This window comes from Pseudomonas sp. SORT22 (assembly GCF_018417635.1).
Taxonomy (GTDB): Bacteria; Pseudomonadota; Gammaproteobacteria; order Pseudomonadales; family Pseudomonadaceae; genus Aquipseudomonas.
Window position 1 is genome coordinate 4,930,680 of record NZ_CP071007.1, and the last position, 14,732, is coordinate 4,945,411.

Annotated in this window: 12 protein-coding genes; all 12 read left to right on the forward strand. The window is 62.6% G+C overall.

Annotation, left to right across the window (positions count from 1 at the left end; all coding sequences use genetic code 11):
• Window positions 1-187: 187 nt before the first annotated feature.
• Window positions 188-907 carry an SIMPL domain-containing protein gene (locus JYG36_RS22605; RefSeq protein WP_093388139.1) on the forward strand — a complete coding sequence of 240 codons (720 nt, stop codon included), beginning with the start codon at window positions 188-190 and terminating at the stop codon, window positions 905-907.
• A 314-nt stretch (window positions 908-1,221) separates the two neighbouring features.
• Window positions 1,222-2,847: an ABC transporter substrate-binding protein gene (locus JYG36_RS22610; protein ID WP_045196280.1), complete on the forward strand. Its 1,626-nt coding sequence runs from the start codon at window positions 1,222-1,224 to the stop codon at window positions 2,845-2,847.
• Window positions 2,848-3,101: 254 nt separating this feature from the next.
• Window positions 3,102-4,694, forward strand: coding sequence for an ABC transporter substrate-binding protein (locus JYG36_RS22615; protein WP_213602344.1), 1,593 nt, complete (start codon window positions 3,102-3,104; stop codon window positions 4,692-4,694).
• Window positions 4,695-4,919: 225 nt separating this feature from the next.
• On the forward strand, window positions 4,920-6,245 hold the full coding sequence (locus JYG36_RS22620) for an OprD family porin (protein WP_213604478.1): 1,326 nt from the start codon (window positions 4,920-4,922) through the stop codon (window positions 6,243-6,245).
• Between the two features lie 72 nt (window positions 6,246-6,317).
• On the forward strand, window positions 6,318-7,913 hold the full coding sequence (locus JYG36_RS22625) for an ABC transporter substrate-binding protein (protein WP_045196276.1): 1,596 nt from the start codon (window positions 6,318-6,320) through the stop codon (window positions 7,911-7,913).
• 74 nt (window positions 7,914-7,987) lie between these two features.
• On the forward strand, window positions 7,988-8,998 hold the full coding sequence (locus JYG36_RS22630) for an ABC transporter permease subunit (protein ID WP_036993941.1): 1,011 nt from the start codon (window positions 7,988-7,990) through the stop codon (window positions 8,996-8,998).
• 10 nt (window positions 8,999-9,008) lie between these two features.
• Window positions 9,009-9,938, forward strand: coding sequence for an ABC transporter permease subunit (locus JYG36_RS22635; RefSeq protein WP_045196274.1), 930 nt, complete (start codon window positions 9,009-9,011; stop codon window positions 9,936-9,938).
• A 10-nt stretch (window positions 9,939-9,948) separates the two neighbouring features.
• Window positions 9,949-10,917: an ABC transporter ATP-binding protein gene (locus JYG36_RS22640; RefSeq protein ID WP_045196592.1), complete on the forward strand. Its 969-nt coding sequence runs from the start codon at window positions 9,949-9,951 to the stop codon at window positions 10,915-10,917.
• Window positions 10,917-11,885 (forward strand): peptide ABC transporter ATP-binding protein, encoded by a 969-nt coding sequence (locus tag JYG36_RS22645; protein WP_045196272.1) that lies wholly within the window; start codon window positions 10,917-10,919, stop codon window positions 11,883-11,885. Before JYG36_RS22640 ends, JYG36_RS22645 begins: the two co-directional genes overlap by 1 nt.
• 144 nt (window positions 11,886-12,029) lie before the next feature.
• A complete protein-coding gene (locus JYG36_RS22650; protein WP_093388127.1) occupies window positions 12,030-12,839 on the forward strand; it encodes an AraC family transcriptional regulator in 810 nt (269 codons plus the stop codon).
• A 61-nt stretch (window positions 12,840-12,900) separates the two neighbouring features.
• Window positions 12,901-14,307, forward strand: coding sequence for an NAD(P)/FAD-dependent oxidoreductase (locus JYG36_RS22655; RefSeq protein ID WP_213602346.1), 1,407 nt, complete (start codon window positions 12,901-12,903; stop codon window positions 14,305-14,307).
• A 31-nt stretch (window positions 14,308-14,338) separates the two neighbouring features.
• Window positions 14,339-14,680, forward strand: a complete 342-nt coding sequence (locus JYG36_RS22660) for a cupin domain-containing protein (RefSeq protein ID WP_213602348.1) — start codon at window positions 14,339-14,341, stop codon at window positions 14,678-14,680.
• Window positions 14,681-14,732 lie beyond the last annotated feature (52 nt).

A 14,732-nucleotide genomic window follows, 5' to 3' on the forward strand; every position in this document is an offset into this window, starting at 1 on the left:
GTGCTCCAGGCGAATCGTCGCGAGTATACCGAAGCTGCGGCCTGGTCTGCAGTGATGCGGCAAAGCGCCACACTTTTTTACATAACAATGATGGCCATTTTGAACCTCACTACACTGTTGCCAGTCTCATGGGCCAGCGTGCACTGCTTGTGTTCAGTGCCCGCGCCACACTTTCAAGGAGTCATACATGTCGATCACCCGCAGCAGCGCCGCCCTGGCGATGGCCACCAGCTTGCTAGCCAGCCTTCCGGCCCTGGCCGATGAGGCCCCGCGCTACAACCAGATTTCGCTGCGCGCCGAAGTCAGCAAGGAAGTGGCCCGCGACCTGATGGTCGTGACCCTGTACAGCGAAGCGCAGAATACCGACCCGGGCAAGCTGGCCACTGAAATCACCGAGACCATGAACAAGGCGGTGAAACAGGCGCGCGAAGTCAAGGATGTGAAGATCAGCCAGGGCAGCCGCAACAGCTACCCGATCTACGACAACAAGGGCCAGAAGATCACCGGCTGGCGCGAACGCGCCGAGCTGCGCCTGGAAAGCGCCAACTTCCCGGCCCTGTCGCAACTCACCGGCACCCTGCTGCAGGACCTGAAAATGGGCGGCATGGACTTCTCCATCGCCCCGGCCACGCGCAAAACCAGCGAAGACGACCTGCTCAAGGATGCCGTCAACGCCTTCAAGGCCCGTGCCCAACTGGCCACCGAAGCCCTGGGCGGCAAAGGCTACAAAGTGGTCAACCTGAACCTCAACAGCAGCGGTTACCCGCATCCTTATGCCCGTAGCGCACCGATGATGATGAAAGCCGCCGGCATGGCCGCAGACGCAGCGCCCGCTCCGGAAATCGAAGCCGGCACCACCGACGTGACCATGAGTGCCGATGGCACCATTGAAGTCCAGATGCAGTAAGCCGCGTTACTTTTCTGCTGGTTCGCGGCAGTTTCGGCTGTCGCGAACCCTGTTACTTGTAGCACCTCGCGCCCCAAATTAGTGCAAAGACTGACTCGATAGTGAGACAACGTCTTCGAAACAACCTGAAACACCCCCTCGCAAACGATCAACTCCGTAAAAAATTATACGGATGCGACATTCCTGTACGTTCGTCCCACTGTTTACCGTCACCCATCCCTTTGAGTGTTGCATTGGGTATGGGGCCTGCATAAGTATCCGCAGGTCGGCTCACAAGGCCCCCTCAAATCAAAAATGACAACAATGAGGCCACCATGCTCAAACACGCGGTCATTCCGTTTCTGGTCGGCGCAGGCTTGCTAGCCGGCGCACCCTCCGCCCTTGCGGCGACTAACCTGGTGTTTTGCTCCGAAGGCAGCCCCGCGGGCTTCGACCCGGGCCAGTACACCACCGGAACCGACTTCGATGCCTCAGCCGAGACCGTCTTCAACCGCCTGAGCCAGTTCGAGCGTGGCGGCACCGCAGTGATCCCGGGCCTGGCGACCAGCTGGGACATTTCCGACGATGGCCTGACCTACACCTTCCACCTTCGCGAAGGGGTCAAGTTCCATACCACCGAATTCTTCAAGCCGACGCGCGCCTTCAATGCCGACGACGTGCTGTTCACCTTCAATCGGATGCTCGACAAGGACATGCCGTTTCGCAAGGCCTACCCTACCGAGTTCCCGTACTTCACCGACATGGGCATGGACAAGAACATCGCCAAGGTCGAAAAGCTCGACGAGCACACGGTCAAGTTCACCCTCAACGGCGTCGACGCTGCGTTCATCCAGAACCTGGCCATGAGCTTCGCCTCGATCCAGTCCGCCGAATACGCCGACCAGTTGCTCAAGCAGGGCAAGCCCGCCGACATCAACCAAAAGCCGATCGGCACCGGCCCGTTCGTGTTCAGCAAGTACCAGAAAGACGCGCAGATCCGCTTCAAGGGCAACAAGGACTACTGGAAGCCTGAGGATGTGAAGATCGACAACCTGATCTTCGCCATCACCACCGACGCCTCGGTGCGCATGCAGAAGCTGAAAAAGAACGAGTGCCAGGTCACCCTGTTCCCGCGCCCGGCCGACATCGAGCCACTGAAAAACGACCCGAACCTGAAGATGCCTGACCAGGCCGGCTTCAACCTCGGCTACATCGCCTACAACGTGATGGACAAGATCAAGGGCAGCAACGAGCCCAACCCGATGGCCCAGCTCAAGGTTCGCGAAGCGCTGGACATGGCGGTAAACAAGCAGCAGATCATCGACTCGGTGTACCAGGGCGCCGGCCAGCTGGCGGTCAACGCCATGCCGCCGACCCAGTGGTCCTACGACACCACCATCAAGGACGCCAAGTACGATCCCGAGAAGGCCAAGCAGCTGCTCAAGGAAGCCGGCATCAAGGAAGGCACCGAGATCAACCTCTGGGCCATGCCGGTGCAACGCCCGTACAACCCCAATGCCAAGCTGATGGCCGAGATGCTGCAATCGGACTGGGCCAAGATCGGCATCAAGGCCAAGATCGTCAGCTACGAGTGGGGCGAGTACATCAAGCGCTCCAAGGGCGGCGAGAACGGCGCCATGCTGATTGGCTGGAGCGGTGACAACGGTGACCCGGACAACTGGCTGGGCACCCTGTTTGGCTGCGATGCCCTGGAAGGCAACAACTTCTCCAAGTGGTGCTACAAGCCGTACGACGACCTGGTCAAGCAAGCCAAGGCCACCTCCGACCAGGCCAAGCGCACCGAGCTGTACAAGCAAGCGCAACACATCCTCAAAGAACAGGTTCCGATGACACCCATCGCTCACTCGACGGTGTATCAACCTATGCGTTCAACCGTACAGGACTTCAAGATCAGCCCGTTTGGCTTGAACTCCTTCTATGGGGTCAGCGTGACCAAATAGCAGCCATCTGGCTCGGCCCCGCGACGCCACACGGCAGCCGGGGCCGCAGCCTGATGGCCTGGCAGGTCAGCCGCTAGCGCATCGACACGGAACCGTCGCACGCCCTATCGGATACCTCCTACACACCTCTGCGTAATCGCACCTATCTGCAGCGCTTTGATGGCTCTACCGTCAAGGGTGCAGCAGAGTCGGCGCGATTCGTATGGCTGTGCGCCATGGACCGCGAAAAAAACAACAAGAGAGAAGGGATCGTCATGCGCCACACTCCAATCTATGCAGCGCTGCTGGGCTTCGGCCTGCTCGCCCAGGCCCCTGCGGGCCTGGCCAAGAACCTGGTGTTCTGCTCCGAAGGCAGCCCCGGCGGTTTTGATACCGCCCAATACACCAGCGCCACCGACAACGACGCCGCCGAGCCGATCTACAACCGCCTGGTGGAATTCGAACGCGGCGCGACCGCCGTCAAACCGGCCCTGGCAAAAAGCTGGGAGGTGTCCGACGGCGGCCTGACCTACACCTTCCACCTGCGAGAAGGGGTCAAGTTCCACAGCAACAAGGATTTCACCCCCAGTCGCGACTTCAACGCCGACGATGTGCTGTTCACCTTCAATCGCATGCTCGACCGCGAACACCCGTTTCGCAAGGCCTACCCCACCGAATTTCCCTACTTCGTCGGCATGAGCCTGGACAAGAACATCGCCCGCATCGAAAAGACCGCGCCGATGACTGTGGTCTTCACCCTCAACAGCATTGATGCCGCCTTCGTGCAGAATCTGGCAATGAGTTTTGCCGCCGTACTCTCGGCCGAATACGCCGAGCAACTGATGACCTCCGGGCGCCCCAGCGACATCAACCAGAAGCCGATCGGCACTGGCCCGTTCGTGTTCCAGCGCTACCAGAAGGACTCGCAGATCCGCTACCGCGGCAACAAGGACTACTGGGACCCGAGCCAGGTGAAGATCGAGCAGTTGATCTTCTCGATCAACACCGACCCCTCGGTGCGCATCCAGAAACTGCGCAAGAACGAATGCCAGGTCACCCTGCATCCACGCCCGGCCGATCTCGATGCACTCAAGAGCGACCCCAAGCTGCAGGTCATCGAAAAACCCGGCTTCAACCTCGGCTACATCGCCTACAACGTTCAGCACAAACCCTTCGACCAGCTCGAAGTACGCCAGGCCATGGACATGGCGGTGAACAAGCCGGCCATCGTCAAGGCGGTGTACCAGGAGGCCGGGCAACTGGCGGTGGGCAGCATGCCGCCGACCCAGTGGTCCTACGACGACAGCATCAAGGATGCCGGCTACAACCCGCAAAAGGCCCGCGAACTGCTCAAGGCCGCCGGGGTCAAGGAAGGCACTGAAATCACCCTCTGGGCCATGCCCGTGCAACGCCCGTACAACCCCAACGCCAAGCTGATGGCCGAAATGCTCCAGGCCGACTGGGGCAAGGTCGGCCTCAAAGTGAAAATCGTCAGCTACGAGTGGGGCGAATATCTCAAGCGCACCAAGGACGGTGAACACGACATCTCGCTGATCGGCTGGACCGGCGACAACGGCGACCCGGACAACTGGCTGGGCACCCTGTACAGCTGTGACGCGATAGGCAGCAACAACTACTCCATGTGGTGCGACCCGCAGTACGACGCGCTGGTCAAGAAAGCCAAGACCATCACCGACCGCGAGCAACGCACCCTGCTCTACCAGCAGGCGCAGCAGCGCCTCAGGCAACAGTTGCCCATCACCCCGATCGCCCACTCGACGGTCAACCAGCCGCTCAGTGCCAAGGTCGTGGATTTCAAGGTAAGCCCTTTCGGGCGCAACAACTTCTCAGGCGTCAGTACCGAATAAAAAACCGCTTTCTCCCTCGGGGGCGTGCAGCGCCTTCGCGGGCGAACTCAGCCTGAATATGCCCGATTGCCTTGCAGCAAACGATTGCAAACCCTTGTTCCAACCGGCAAGACGCCCAGCTCACAATGCCAGGCGGTAACTAAAAAGAAGAAAAGAAAAGGGAGCTTTACCTTGAGACGAACCCAAACCGCAGTACTGGCACTGTCCCTCAGTGGTCTGTCAGCCATGGCCCAGGCCGAACCCGCCAGCCAGGACTATGTTCCGGTCAGCGTCAAAGCCACCAGCGCCCAGAGTGAAGCCAAGGGCTTCATCGAAGGCCAGAGCCTGTCCGGCTCGACCCGCAACTGGTATGGCCGCGAACGCGCCACCCGCGCACCGCTGTTCAAGTACTACAAGAGCGACGGCAGCCAGCACGACACCCACAGCCGTGACAACTGGGTGCAGGGCACCATCCTCAACTACACCTCGGGCTTTACCGAAGGTACCTTCGGCTTCAGCACCGAGGTCGCCGTCTACAACGCCATCGCCCTGGAGCGTGGCCGCGCGGCGGTGGCCGGGCCGAACAACCGCACCCTGACCCACAGCGACGGCGATGTCATCGGCCAGTGGAGCAAGATGGGCCTGGCCAACGTCAAGGCGCGGGTGTCCAACACCACCCTGACCGCCGGCCGCCAATCGATGGACACCCCGGTACTGGCCTACATCGGCAACCGCGCCTTGCCGTCGAGCTTCGAAGGTGTGAGCCTGCACAGCGAAGAATTCGACAACCTGTCGTTTGATGTCGGCACCTTCGACCGGCTCTCGAACCGGACCGAACAGGGCACCAGCAAATTCGTTGCCGAGTACGGTGATCGCGCCTTTTCAGCCGATCACGTCAACATTGCCGGTGTGAACTACCAGCCGCTGAAAAGCCTGAAAACCAGCTTCTACGTGTCCAACGTCGAAGACCTGTGGAACCAGTACTACTTCGGCGCCAGCCATGAGCTGGGCGACAGCGCGGTGCTGAGCCTGACCACCGGCCTGAACTACTACAAGACCAAGGATGAAGGCCAAAGCAAGCTTGGCGACATCGACAACGACACCTACAGCCTGTCGTTCGGCCTGACCCACCAGGCCCACAACCTGACCTTCTCCTACCAGCAGGTCAACGGTAACGAGTACTTCGACTACCTGCACGACACCAACGCGATCTTCCTGGCCAACTCCCTGCTTTCGGACTTCAACGGCCCGAACGAAAAATCGATGCAGATCGCCTACGTGCTGAACATGGCCCAGTACGGCGTGCCGGGCCTCAAGTTCAACCTCTATAACGCGCGCGGCTGGGGCATCGACGGCACCCACTACACCGGCAGCGGCTACGACGTGCGTGGCCTGGACGGCGAGAACCACTACGAGTGGGGCATCGGCACCACCTATGCGGTGCAGAGCGGCTCGCTCAAGGACACCACCATTCGTGCCACCTACACCGCGCACCGGGCCAGCAAGGCCCAGATCGACGGTAGCCTGGACGAGCTGCGGATTGTCACCACCATTCCCTTCAACTTCCTCTAGAACGCGGTTTCCCGGTCGGTTCGCCGAATCGGCCGGGACGGCTACTCTGGTTAATCGATTGCAGGAGGTTTCATGAAACTGCTACCGCTACAGGCTGCCCTGGCAGCCGTCCTGTTGAGTACTGCGGCGGGCCTCTCAGCCAAGCCGCTGGTGGTGTGTACCGAGGCCAGCCCGGAAGGCTTCGATATCGTCCAGTACACCACCGCCGTAACCGCCGACGCCTCGGCCGAGGCCATCTTCAACCGCCTGGTCGACTTCCGCCCGGGCACCACCGATATCCAGCCGGCCCTGGCCGAGCGCTGGGACATCAGCGATGACGGCCTGACCTACACCTTCCACTTGCGCGAAGGGGTCAAGTTCCACACCACCGACTATTTCACCCCTACCCGCGAGATGAATGCCGACGACGTGCTGTGGAGTTTCCGACGACAGCTGGACCCTAATCACCCGTGGCACAACAAGACCAGCATCGGTTTCCCCTACTTCGAGAGCATGGGTTTCAAGGACCTGCTCAAAAGCGTCGAGAAGACCGACGAGCACACTGTGGTCTTCACCCTGACCCGGCCCGAAGCGCCTTTTTTGCGTGACCTGGCCATGGCCTTCACCTCGATCTACTCCGCCGAATACGGCGACCAGTTGCTCAAGGCCAACAAGACCGGCGACCTCAACAACAAGCCGATCGGCACCGGCCCGTTCATCTTCCAGCGCTACAACAAGGACGCCCAGGTGCGCTACAAGGCCAACCCGGACTACTTCCGTGGCAAGCCACCGGCCGACGCGCTGATCTTCGCCATTGCCAACGACAACAACGTGCGCCTGCAAAAGCTCAAGGCCAACGAGTGCCAGGTGGCGCTGTACCCCAAGCCCGATGACATCCCCAGCATCAAGGCCGACCCCAAATTGAAAGTGGCCGAGATGGAAGCGCTGACCACCGGCTACATCTCGCTCAACACCGAACACAAGTACCTGAGCGATGTGCGCGTGCGCAAAGCCATCAACATCGCCTTCGACCGCCAGACCCACGTCGACCAGCTGTTCGGCAAGGGCAACGCACTGGTCGCGGTCAACCCTTACCCGCCGAGCATGATCGGCTACAACACCGACAACCAGAACCCGCCCCGTGACCTCGACAAGGCCCGCGCCCTGCTCAAGGAAGCCGGCGTGCCCGAAGGCACGGTGCTGACCCTGTTCACCCGCAACGGCGGCGGCCCGACCAACCCCAACCCGCGCCTGAGCGCTGAAATGCTTCAGGCGGACCTGGCCAGGATCGGCCTGACCGTCGATATCCGCGTGATGGAATGGGCCGAGATGCTGCGCCGGGCCAAGAAGGGCGAAGCCGACATGGTCTCGACCGGCTGGGCCAGCGACAACGGCGACCCGGACAACTTCCTCAGCCCGCTGCTTAGTTGCGACGCGGTGAAAAGCGGCGAGAACTATGCGCGCTGGTGCAATCAAACCTTCCAGCAGTTGATCACCAAGGCCCGCGAGGTTACCGACAACAATGAGCGTGCAGCGCTCTATGTAAAGGCCCTGGCGGTGTACGATGAAGATCAACCGTGGATCAGCATGGCCCATCCGCAAATGTTTACCGCCATGCGCAACAACGTTGAGGGGTACCACATCAACCCCCTCACCAATAACAACTTCGCCACTACCCAGGTGAAGTAGAACAAGAACGACCGCCGGCGCCCCACGCGGGTGCCGGCGGGCATGCCTGACCGGCTGATGAGGTACTCCAGAAGATGTTTAGTTTTATTGCCCGGCGACTGGGATTGCTGATCCCGACCTTCTTCGGCATCACCTTGCTGACGTTTGCGCTCATACGGCTGATACCCGGCGATCCGGTTGAAGTCATGATGGGTGAACGGCGGGTCGACCCGGAAATGCACGCCCAGGCCATGGAGCGACTGGGCCTGAACAAACCGCTGCCCGAACAGTACCTGGACTACGTCAGCAAGCTCGCCCAGGGTGACCTCGGCGAATCGCTGCGCACCCGCGAAAGCGTCTGGACCGAGTTCCTCGCACTGTTCCCGGCAACCCTGGAACTGGCCATGGCGGCGCTGTTTTTTGCCGGGGTGATCGGCCTGCTGGCCGGGGTCATCGCCGCGCTCAAGCGTGGCTCATTATTCGATCATGGGGTCATGGGTATCTCCCTTGCCGGCTACTCGATGCCGATCTTCTGGTGGGGCCTGATCCTGATCATGTTCTTCTCCGTGAGCCTGGGCTGGACCCCGGTGTCCGGGCGCATCGACCTGCTCTACGACATCGAGCCGAAAACCGGCTTCATGCTCATCGACACCCTGCTCAGCGACGAAGAAGGCGCCTTCAAGGATGCACTGATGCACCTGATCCTGCCGGCCATTGTCCTGGGCACCATTCCGCTGGCGGTGATCGCGCGCATGACCCGCTCCTCGATGCTCGAAGTGCTGCGCGAAGACTACATCCGCACCGCCCGCGCCAAGGGCCTGTCGCCGGCCCGGGTGGTGTTCGTGCACGGCCTGCGCAACGCGCTGATCCCGGTACTGACGGTGTTCGGCCTGCAGGTCGGCACCCTGCTCGCCGGTGCGGTACTGACTGAAACCATTTTTTCCTGGCCGGGCATCGGCAAGTGGCTGATCGAAGCCATCGGCGCCCGTGATTACCCCGTGGTACAGAACGGCATCCTGTTGATTGCCTGCCTGGTGATCCTGGTCAACTTCGTCGTGGACATCCTCTACGGCCTGGCCAACCCACGCATCCGTCATCAGCGCTGAGGGCCTCGTCATGACTACCCCACTTGCAAAATCTGTCACCACCCCGGCCACCGCTGTCGACCAGAGCCTGCTTTACCCCTCGCCGTACAAGGAGTTCTGGCAGGCCTTTTCACGCAACAAGGGCGCGGTCGCCGGGCTGATGTTCATGAGCCTGATCGTGTTCTGCGCACTGTTCGCCCCCTGGGTGGCGCCGCACAGCCCCAGCGAGCAGTACCGTGATTTTCTGCTGACCCCGCCGGTGTGGCTGGAAGGCGGCAACTGGCAGTTCATCCTCGGCACCGACGAGCTCGGCCGCGACCTGCTTTCGCGGCTGATCCAGGGCTCGCGGCTGTCGCTGCTGATCGGCCTGTCATCGGTGGTGATCTCGCTGATTCCGGGGATCTTCCTCGGCCTGTTGGCCGGGTTCTTTCCGCGCATCCTCGGCCCGTCGATCATGCGCCTGATGGACGTGATGCTGGCCCTGCCCTCGCTGCTGCTGGCCGTGGCGATTGTCGCCATCCTCGGCCCTGGCCTGATCAACACCGTGATCGCCATCGCCATCGTCTCGCTGCCGTCCTATGTGCGCCTGACCCGCGCCGCGGTGATGGGCGAACTGAACCGCGACTACGTCACCGCCGCGCGCCTGGCCGGTGCCAGCCTGCCCCGGCTGATGTTCGTCACCGTGCTGCCCAACTGCATGGCGCCGCTGATCGTGCAGGCCACCCTGAGTTTCTCCTCGGCAATCCTCGACGCCGCCGCCCTGGGCTTTCTCGGCCTTGGCGTGCAGCCGCCAACCCCCGAGTGGGGCACCATGCTGGCCTCGGCCCGCGACTACATCGAACGCGCCTGGTGGGTAGTGAGCCTGCCTGGCCTGACCATTTTGCTCAGCGTGCTGGCAATCAACCTGATGGGTGACGGACTGCGCGACGCGCTGGACCCGAAACTCAAGAATGCCGCCTGAGGAGATCGCCATGTCACTTCTGCAAATCAACAATCTGAACGTGCGCTTTGGCGACGCCAATGCGGTACCGGTGGTCGATGGACTGGACCTGACGGTCGATGAAGGTGAGGTCCTGGCCATCGTCGGCGAGTCGGGCTCCGGTAAATCGGTGACCATGATGGCGCTGATGGGCCTGATCGACGCCCCCGGGCGCATCACCGCCGATGCCCTGACCTTCGATGGCACCAACATGCTCAAGCTCAGCGGCCGGCAACGGCGCAAGGTGGTTGGCAAGGATATGGCCATGGTCTTCCAGGACCCGATGACCGCCCTCAACCCCAGCTACACCGTAGGCTTCCAGATCGAGGAAGTGCTGCGCCAGCACCTTGGCCTGCGCGGCAAGGCGGCCCGCCAGCGTGCCCTGGAGCTGCTCAAGAAGGTTGAAATCCCCGGCGCCGAAAGCCGCCTGGACGCCTACCCGCACCAGCTTTCCGGTGGCATGAGCCAGCGGGTGGCGATCGCCATGGCGATTGCCGGCGAACCCAAGCTGCTGATCGCCGACGAACCGACCACCGCCCTCGACGTGACCATCCAGGCGCAGATCATGGAGCTGCTGCTGAACCTGCAAAAAGAGCAGAACATGGCGCTGATCCTGATCACCCACGACCTCGCCGTGGTCGCCGAAACCGCCAAGCGGGTGTGCGTGATGTACGCCGGCCAAGCGGTGGAAGTCGGCCAGGTGCCGGAACTGTTCGACGTCCCCGCCCACCCCTACAGCGAAGCACTGCTGGCGGCGATTCCCGAGCACAGCGAAGGCGCCGAGCGCCTGGCGACCCTGCCGGGCATCGTCCCCGGCCGCTATGACCGCCCTCAAGGTTGCCTGCTGTCGCCGCGCTGCCCATACGTGCAGGAAAACTGCCGCCGGCAACGACCTACCCTCGATCCCCAGGCCCATAGCCAGGTGCGTTGTTTCTACCCGCTGAACCAGGAGGTGGCGTAATGACCGTCGTCCTTACCGCCCGTGAACTGACCCGTCACTATGAAGTTTCCCGTGGCCTGTTCAAGGGCCATGCCCTGGTGCGCGCACTCAACGGCGTGTCGTTCGAACTGGAAGCCGGCAAGACCCTGGCCGTGGTCGGCGAGTCCGGCTGTGGCAAGTCGACCCTGGCCCGGGCCCTGACCCTGATCGAAGAGCCCTCGTCCGGCTCGCTGAAGATCGCCGGCCAGGAAGTCGCCGGCGCCAACAAGGCCGAGCGCAAGCAATTGCGCAAGGACGTGCAGATGGTCTTCCAGAGCCCGTACGCCTCGCTAAACCCGCGACAGAAGATCGGCGACCAGCTGGGTGAGCCGCTGCTGATCAACACCAACCTGACCCGCGCCGAGCGGCGCGAGAAGGTCCAGGCGATGATGCAACAGGTCGGCCTGCGCCCCGAGCATTACCAGCGCTACCCGCACATGTTTTCCGGTGGCCAGCGCCAGCGAATCGCCCTGGCCCGGGCGATGATGCTGCAACCGAAAGTACTGGTGGCCGATGAGCCGACGTCGGCCCTCGACGTATCGATCCAGGCCCAGGTGCTGAACCTGTTCATGGACCTGCAGAAGGAGTTCAACACTGCCTACGTGTTCATCTCCCACAACCTCGCGGTAGTGCGCCACGTGGCAGACCAGGTGCTGGTGATGTACCTGGGCCGGCCGGCGGAAATGGGCCCCAAGGAGGACATCTACAGCAAGCCGCTGCACCCTTACACCCAGGCTTTGCTGTCGGCCACGCCGACCATTCATCCGGACCCGCTGAAGCCGAAGATCAAGATTTCCGGCGAGCTGCCCAACCCGCTGAACCCGCCGCCTGGCTGTGCCTTCCACAAACGCTGCCCGTATGCCACCGAGCGCTGTGCTGCCGAGGAACCGGCGTTCAGGCAGGTGGGGACGCGGCAGGTGGCGTGCCATTACGCCGAGCAGTTCCTGTAACCGCATCGCGGGTCGAGCCCGCTCCCACAGCGCACGCGGGTCAAGTCGAGGCGTCGCACCGCCGCTCCCACAGCGCACTGTGTGGGAGCGGCGGTGCGACGCCTCGACTTGACCCGCGATTGGCCCCTCCATCACTATCCAGCAATGACCCCAGACCCTATCCCCGACGGCCCGGAGCAAACCCCGGAAACCGCCGCCACCGTCCTGCGCTACCACCTGTGCTGGAAGCATCGCGACCTCGACGGGGTCATGGCCTTGTATCACCCCGATATCCAGTACAACGACTATTTCCAGAACCGCGTCCTGCACCTCGATGAGCTGCGCGAATACGTGCGTGTGAGCATGCCCCGCGAAGCCGGTGAAGACATCGTCCACAGCGACCGCATCCGCGTCGATGGCTGCACCGCCTTCATCCAGTACCAGGTCACCCTGCGCGGTGGCGAAGGCCTGGTGGCGTTCCAGGCCAGCGAAGCGATCACCGTGCGCGACGGCCTGATCTGGCGGGTCAACGAGTACGCCTCGCTGGTCCGCGCGCCCAGCCAGGACACTGGCCACAATGACCTGCGCCCGGCCGCCAGCCGCCTGGGCCTGTCACCACGCCAACTGAGCTTCATGGCCCAGGACCTGGAGCAGTACTTCCAGCGCCAGCAGCCCTACCTCGACCCGGAGCTCGACCTGCAACGGGTGGCCCGCGAAAGCGGCTACAGCCGCAACCAGATCTCCTACCTGCTCAACCAGGTGCTCGGCCAGAGCTTCTACCGCTACGTCAACCAGGCACGCCTGCAGCACCTGCTCACCAGCCTCGGCGCCACCGCCACGGTTGCACGCATCGACGAGCTGGCCTTTGCTGCCGGTTTCAATTCGCTGTCGGCGTTCTACAAAAGTTTCCGCCAGCACACCGGCCTGTCGCCCAAGGCCTACGTGAAGCAGAATTCTCTGCGTGCACGCACGTAAGACACAGCGCCCCGCAAGCTTCTAGGATCGCCACAGACCGTTACCGATGTGGAGCCGAACAATGCTGGCATGGCGCAGTATCAGCCTGTGGATGGACCAACTCGATGAGCCGTTGAGCGCACGCCCGGCGCTGCAACAGGACCTGGACGTCGACGTCTGCATCATCGGCGCTGGCTACACCGGGCTGTGGACCGCCTACTACCTCAAGCGCCTGGCACCACAGCTGAACATCGCCATCGTCGAAGCGCAGATTGCGGGCTTCGGCGCCTCCGGACGCAATGGCGGCTGGCTGATGGGCAACCTGCTCGGTGAAGACCGCCTGCTCGCCGGCAGCACGCCCGAGCAGCGGCGCGCCGCCTATGACCTGTTGCACGGCATTCCCGATGAAGTGGCCCAGGTGCTCGAACGCGAAGGCATCGACTGCGACTACCGCAAGGGCGGCGTGCTGTACTGCGCCGCGCGCTACCCCGAGCAGGAAACCAGCCTGCGCGCGTATCTGAACAAGCTCTACAAGCAGGGCCTGAACGAAGCCGACTACCGCTGGCTAAGCCCCGATGAGCTGGCATCGCAGTTGCGTATCAGCCGCCCCTATGGCGCGATCTTCAACCCCAATGTCGCCACAATCCAGCCGGCCAAACTGGTGCGCGGCCTGGCCCGCACGGTAGAGGCCATGGGTGTGAAGCTCTATGAGAACAGCCCCGTAACCCAGTGGCGCGCCGGTGAAGCACGCACCTTGCAGGCACGGATCAAATGCCAGTGGCTGGTGCCAGCAGTCGAAGGCTACTCGGTCAACCTGCCGCCGCTGGGGCGCTACCAGATGCCGGTGCAAAGCCTGCTGGTGGCCACCGAGCCACTGCCCGAACAGGTCTGGGAGCAGATCGGCCTCAACCATGGCCGGGCCTTCAGCGAGAACAGCCGCCAGGTCACCTATGGCCAGCGCAGCCTGGACAACCGCCTGGTGTTCGGCGCCCGCGGCGGCTATCGCTTTGCCGGCCGCCTGCGCGACAACTTCGACCTCACCGACAGCGAAATCGAACTGCGCCGCTACCTGTTCGGCGAGTTGTTCCCGCAGTTGCAGAAGGTCAGGATCACCCACGCCTGGGGCGGCAACCTGGGCATGGCCCGGCGCTTCCAGCCGCACATGTTCTGCGACCGCAAACAGGGCATCGCCCTGGCCGGCGGCTATGGCGGCGAAGGCGTTGGCGCCAGCAACCTCGGCGGGCGGACCCTGGCCGAGCTGATCCTCGAGCGGCGCAGCCCGCTCACCGAGCAGCCCTGGGCCAGCCACGACCGCGCCCTGCACAGCCTGCCCGGCTGGGAGCCGGAACCCTGCCGCTGGCTGGGCTACAACGCGATCATCAAGAGTTTCGTCCATGAAGACCAGACCCTCGCCAACCCGGCCAGCGCCCCCTGGCGCCGACGCCTGGCCAGCGGCGTAGCGGACTTCATGGAAGGTTTCATGCGCTGACTTTTTGAACCCCTGCACAGGATCCACCGCTATGAGCATTACCCAGTTCAAGAACACCGACAGTGTCACCCTGGTCGAATCCAACCCGGTGGCGGTGCCACTCGGCGAGCCGGTCTCGATCGCCTCGGTCACCAGCGTCGAGCGCAGCGACGGCGTCGAAACCGGCATCTGGGAATGCACCCCGGGGCGCTGGCGCCGGCAGATCGTCCAGCAGGAGTTCTGCCACTTCATCAAGGGCCGCTGCACCTTCACCCCGGATGGCGGCGAGCCGCTGACCATCGAAGCCGGCGACGCGATCATGCTGCCGGCCAACAGCACCGGCACCTGGGACATCCAGGAGACCGTGCGCAAAACCTATGTGCTGATTTTCTGATCATTTGATCGCCTGCCTCCTTCGATAAAAAACAGACCAAGCAAGGAATCCA

Bases quoted from the DNA above. Each gene is read 5' to 3' on its own strand.
- JYG36_RS22605 (WP_093388139.1), top strand. From the start codon at position 188: ATGTCGATCACCCGCAGCAGCGCCGCCCTGGCGATGGCCACCAGCTTG.
- JYG36_RS22640 (WP_045196592.1), top strand. From the start codon at position 9,949: ATGTCACTTCTGCAAATCAACAATCTGAACGTGCGCTTTGGCGACGCC.
- JYG36_RS22660 (WP_213602348.1), top strand. From the start codon at position 14,339: ATGAGCATTACCCAGTTCAAGAACACCGACAGTGTCACCCTGGTCGAA.
- JYG36_RS22625 (WP_045196276.1), top strand. From the start codon at position 6,318: ATGAAACTGCTACCGCTACAGGCTGCCCTGGCAGCCGTCCTGTTGAGT.
- JYG36_RS22655 (WP_213602346.1), top strand. From the start codon at position 12,901: ATGCTGGCATGGCGCAGTATCAGCCTGTGGATGGACCAACTCGATGAG.
- JYG36_RS22620 (WP_213604478.1), top strand. From the start codon at position 4,920: ATGGCCCAGGCCGAACCCGCCAGCCAGGACTATGTTCCGGTCAGCGTC.
- JYG36_RS22635 (WP_045196274.1), top strand. From the start codon at position 9,009: ATGACTACCCCACTTGCAAAATCTGTCACCACCCCGGCCACCGCTGTC.
- JYG36_RS22650 (WP_093388127.1), top strand. From the start codon at position 12,030: ATGACCCCAGACCCTATCCCCGACGGCCCGGAGCAAACCCCGGAAACC.
- JYG36_RS22645 (WP_045196272.1), top strand. From the start codon at position 10,917: ATGACCGTCGTCCTTACCGCCCGTGAACTGACCCGTCACTATGAAGTT.
- JYG36_RS22615 (WP_213602344.1), top strand. From the start codon at position 3,102: ATGCGCCACACTCCAATCTATGCAGCGCTGCTGGGCTTCGGCCTGCTC.
- JYG36_RS22630 (WP_036993941.1), top strand. From the start codon at position 7,988: ATGTTTAGTTTTATTGCCCGGCGACTGGGATTGCTGATCCCGACCTTC.
- JYG36_RS22610 (WP_045196280.1), top strand. From the start codon at position 1,222: ATGCTCAAACACGCGGTCATTCCGTTTCTGGTCGGCGCAGGCTTGCTA.